Below are 3,963 nucleotides of genomic sequence, written 5' to 3'. Positions count from 1 at the left end.
CCGCAGGTGTTCGGCGACCAGACCGACGTGCCCGAATCCGCGGACTGGTTCAACTCGTCGTACCTGATCATGTGGGGTTCCAACGTCCCCGTCACCCGCACGCCGGACGCCCACTTCATGACCGAGGCCCGCTACAAGGGCCAGAAGGTCGTGGTGGTCTCGCCGGACTACGCGGACAACACCAAGTTCGCCGACGAGTGGCTGCATCCGCACCCGGGCACGGACGGCGCGCTGGCCATGTCGATGGTCCACGTGGTGCTCACCGAGTTCTACGCCAGGCGGTCCACGCCCGAGTTCGAGGCGTATGCCAAGAAGTTCACCGACCTGCCGTTCCTGGTCACGCTGCGCACGCGCGAGGACGGCACGGTTCTGCCGCACAAGTTCGTCACCGCGAACATGGTCGCCGACGGCGTGCTGGCGGAGGATCCCGGCGAGAACGCGGCCAACAAGACGGTCCTGCTCGACGCGGTGACGGGCCGGCCGGTGGTGCCGGGCGGCACCCTGGGTCACCGCTACGGCGAGCAGGGCAAGGGCGACTGGAACCTGGATCTGGGCGAGGTCGACCCGGCACTGTCGGTGTTGGAGACGCGCGAGGGCACCGTCGAGGTGACGTTGCCGCGCTTCGACACCACGCGGGGTGACGCCGACACCATCGTGCGCGGGGTGCCCTACCGGACCCTCAAGGTCCGGGGCGCCGCCAACGTCAACGACGACGACGACACCACCGTCGACATCCGCGTAACAACCGTCCTCGATCTGATGATGGCTCAGTTCGGTGTGTCCCGGGAGGGGCTGCCTGGCGAGTGGCCGACCGGCTACGACGACCTGCATCCCTACACCCCGGCGTGGCAGGAGGAGCACACCGGAGTTCCGGCGGTGCAGGCCGAGCGGATCGGGCGGGAGTTCGCCCGCAATGCGCTCGAGTCGGGCGGTCGCTCGATGATCCTCATGGGTGCCGGCACCAACCACTGGTTCCACTCGGATCTGATCTACCGCGCCTTCCTCGCGCTGACGATCCTCACCGGCACGCAGGGCGTCAACGGCGGCGGCTGGGCACACTACGTCGGCCAGGAGAAGGTCCGCCCGCTGACCGGCTTCCAGCAGGTCGCGATGGGTCTGGACTGGTCACGACCCCCGCGGCAGATGATCTCCACGGCCTTCTTCTACCTGCACACAGGGCAGTGGAAGTACGACGCGTACGGCGCGGACGTTCTGGCAGCCCCGACCGGAGAGAAACGCTTCGCGGGAATGAGCACACCGGACCTGGTGGCCATGTCGGCGCGGCTGGGCTGGATGCCGTCGTTCCCGACGTTCTCCGAGAATCCGCTCGATCTTGGCGACGAGGCCGCAGCGGCCGGGGTCTCCGCAGCGGACCACGTGATCAGCCGGATCAAGGACGGGTCCATGCGGTTCGCCGCCGAGGACCCGGACGGTCCCGGCAACGCGCCCAAGGTCCTCACGGTGTGGCGTTCCAACCTGCTGGGTTCCTCGGCCAAGGGCGACGAGTACTTCCTCCAGCACCTGCTGGGCACCGACTCGTCGCTGCGTGCGGACCAGGCCCCGGAAGGTCATCGCGGCCGCGACATGGTGTGGCGGGAGGATGCCCAGGACGGCAAGCTCGACCTGCTCACCACCCTCGACTTCCGCATGACCTCCACGACCCTGTTCTCCGACCTCGTGTTCCCCGCGGCCACCTGGTACGAGAAGCACGACCTGTCGTCGACAGACATGCACCCGTTCGTCCACTCGTTCAACGCCGCCATTTCGCCGCCGTGGGAGACCAAGACCGACTTCGAGACGTTCCGCCTGCTGGCCGACAAGGTCTCCGAACTCAGCCACGGCCACCTCGACACCCGTACCGACGTGGTTGCGGTTCCGTTGACGCACGACACCCCGGACGCCCTGGCCAACCCGGGCGGCACGGTGTCGGACTGGAAGGACGGCTCGTGCGAGCCGGTGCCGGGGCAGAACTTCCCCAAGATCGTGGCGGTCGAGCGCGACTACCGGCTCCTGGGCGAGAAGTTCGGCGCCCTCGGCCCACTCGCCGAGAAGGTGGGCATGCCGGTCAAGGGCCTCATGCTCCACCCTGACGAGGAGATCGGCGTCCTGCTCAAGGCAAACGGCGAGACCCGCAAGGGCGTCGGCAAGGGCCGGCCGCGCCTGGACACCGACATCCGCATGTGCGAGGCCATTCTCGCTCTGTCCGGGACCACCAACGGCCGGCTCGCCACCCAGGGCTTCGAGCAACTCGAGGAACGTACCGGCCGAGAACTGGCCGACCTGTCCCGCGGTGAGGCCGGCAAGCGCATCACCTTTGCCGACACGCAGTCGCGCCCGCAGCCGGTCATCACCTCCCCCGAGTGGTCCGGCTCGGAGCACGGCGGCCGTCGCTACAGCGCGTTCGTCATCAACGTCGAGCGGCTCAAGCCCTGGCACACACTCACCGGGCGCATGCAGTTCTTCATGGACCACGACTGGATGGCCGAGGTGGGCGAGCAGCTGCCCGTCTACCGACCACCGCTGAACATGCACGAGTTGTACGGCGAGCCGGTTCTCGGCTCGGGAGGCGGCGCCGAGCTGACGGTCCGCTATCTCACCCCGCACAACAAGTGGTCCATCCACTCCGAGTACCAGGACAACCTCCTCATGCTCAGCCTGTCCCGCGGCGGGCCGACCATCTGGATGAGCAAGGAGGACGCGGAGCTCATCGGAGTGACCGACAACGACTGGGTGGAGGCGGTGAATCGCAACGGCGTCGTCGTCGCCCGCGCCGTGGTCTCCCACCGGATGCCCTCCGGCACGGTCTACATGCACCACGCCCAGGACCGCACCATCGACGTCCCCATCGCCGAGGCGTCAGGCAAACGCGGCGGCATCCACAACTCCGCCACGCGGATCCTCATCAAACCCAGCCACCTGATCGGCGGATACGCCCACTTCAACTACGCGTTCAACTACATCGGCCCAACCGGAAACCAACGCGACGAGGTGACGGTCATCCGTCGTCGCTCGCAGGAGGTGCAGTACTGATGCGAGTCATGGCCCAGATGTCCATGGTGATGAACCTGGACAAGTGCATCGGATGTCACACATGTTCGGTGACCTGTAAGCAGGCCTGGACCAACCGGTCCGGCACCGAGTACGTGTGGTGGAACAACGTCGAGACACGCCCCGGCCTCGGCTACCCGCGCACCTACGAGGACCAGGAGCGGTGGAAGGGTGGCTGGGAGCTCGGCAAGAACGGCCGGCTGCGGCTCAAGGCCGGCGGCCGCGTGAAGAAGCTGATGCAGATCTTCTCGAGCCCCACCATGCCGTCGCTGGACGACTATTACGAGCCGTGGACCTACGACTACGACATGCTCATCTCCTCCCCGCTGCAGGAGCACACGCCGGTTGCCCGGCCGTACTCACTGATCAGCGGCGAGCCCATGAAGATCACGTGGTCCGCCAACTGGGACGACGACCTGGGCGGCTCGCCCACCCACATGAAGGACGACCCGATCCTCGCCAAGGTTTCCCAGGAGATCAAGGCGGAGTTCGAGGAGACCTTCATGTTCTACCTGCCGCGGATCTGCGAACACTGCCTCAACCCGTCATGTGTGTCCTCGTGCCCCTCCGGCGCGATGTACAAGCGCGTCGAGGACGGCATTGTGCTGGTCGACCAGGACAAGTGCCGCGGCTGGCGCCAGTGTGTGACCGGCTGCCCGTACAAGAAGGTGTACTTCAACCACCGCACGGGCAAGGCCGAGAAATGTACGTTCTGCTTCCCACGCATCGAGGTGGGCATCCCCACCGTGTGCTCGGAGACCTGTGTGGGCCGGCTGCGCTACATCGGCCTGGTCCTGTACGACGCGGACAAGGTCCTCGAGGCCGCGTCCGTGCCGGACGAGCACGACCTGCTGGCAGCCCAGCGCGAATGCTTCCTCGACCCGAACGACCCGGAGGTCATCGCGGCCGCCCATG

The 3,963-nt window shown here is 66.9% G+C and carries 2 protein-coding genes; both read left to right on the top strand.

Annotated features, from left to right (window positions below; all coding sequences use genetic code 11):
• Window positions 1-3,030 (top strand): nitrate reductase subunit alpha (locus tag B4M60_RS03905; RefSeq protein WP_291080479.1); only part of this gene is annotated, 3,030 nt, incomplete at its 5' end.
• The coding region (narH, locus tag B4M60_RS03900) for a nitrate reductase subunit beta (RefSeq protein WP_291080477.1) at window positions 3,030-3,963 on the top strand (934 nt) is incomplete at its 3' end. The genes B4M60_RS03905 and narH, both read left to right, overlap by 1 nt.

Source organism: Dietzia sp. UBA5065, from assembly GCA_002415925.1.
Taxonomy (GTDB): domain Bacteria; phylum Actinomycetota; class Actinomycetes; order Mycobacteriales; family Mycobacteriaceae; genus Dietzia.
Note: the sequence above shows the minus strand (reverse complement) of the source record. Positions and strands in the feature narration are given on the sequence as shown.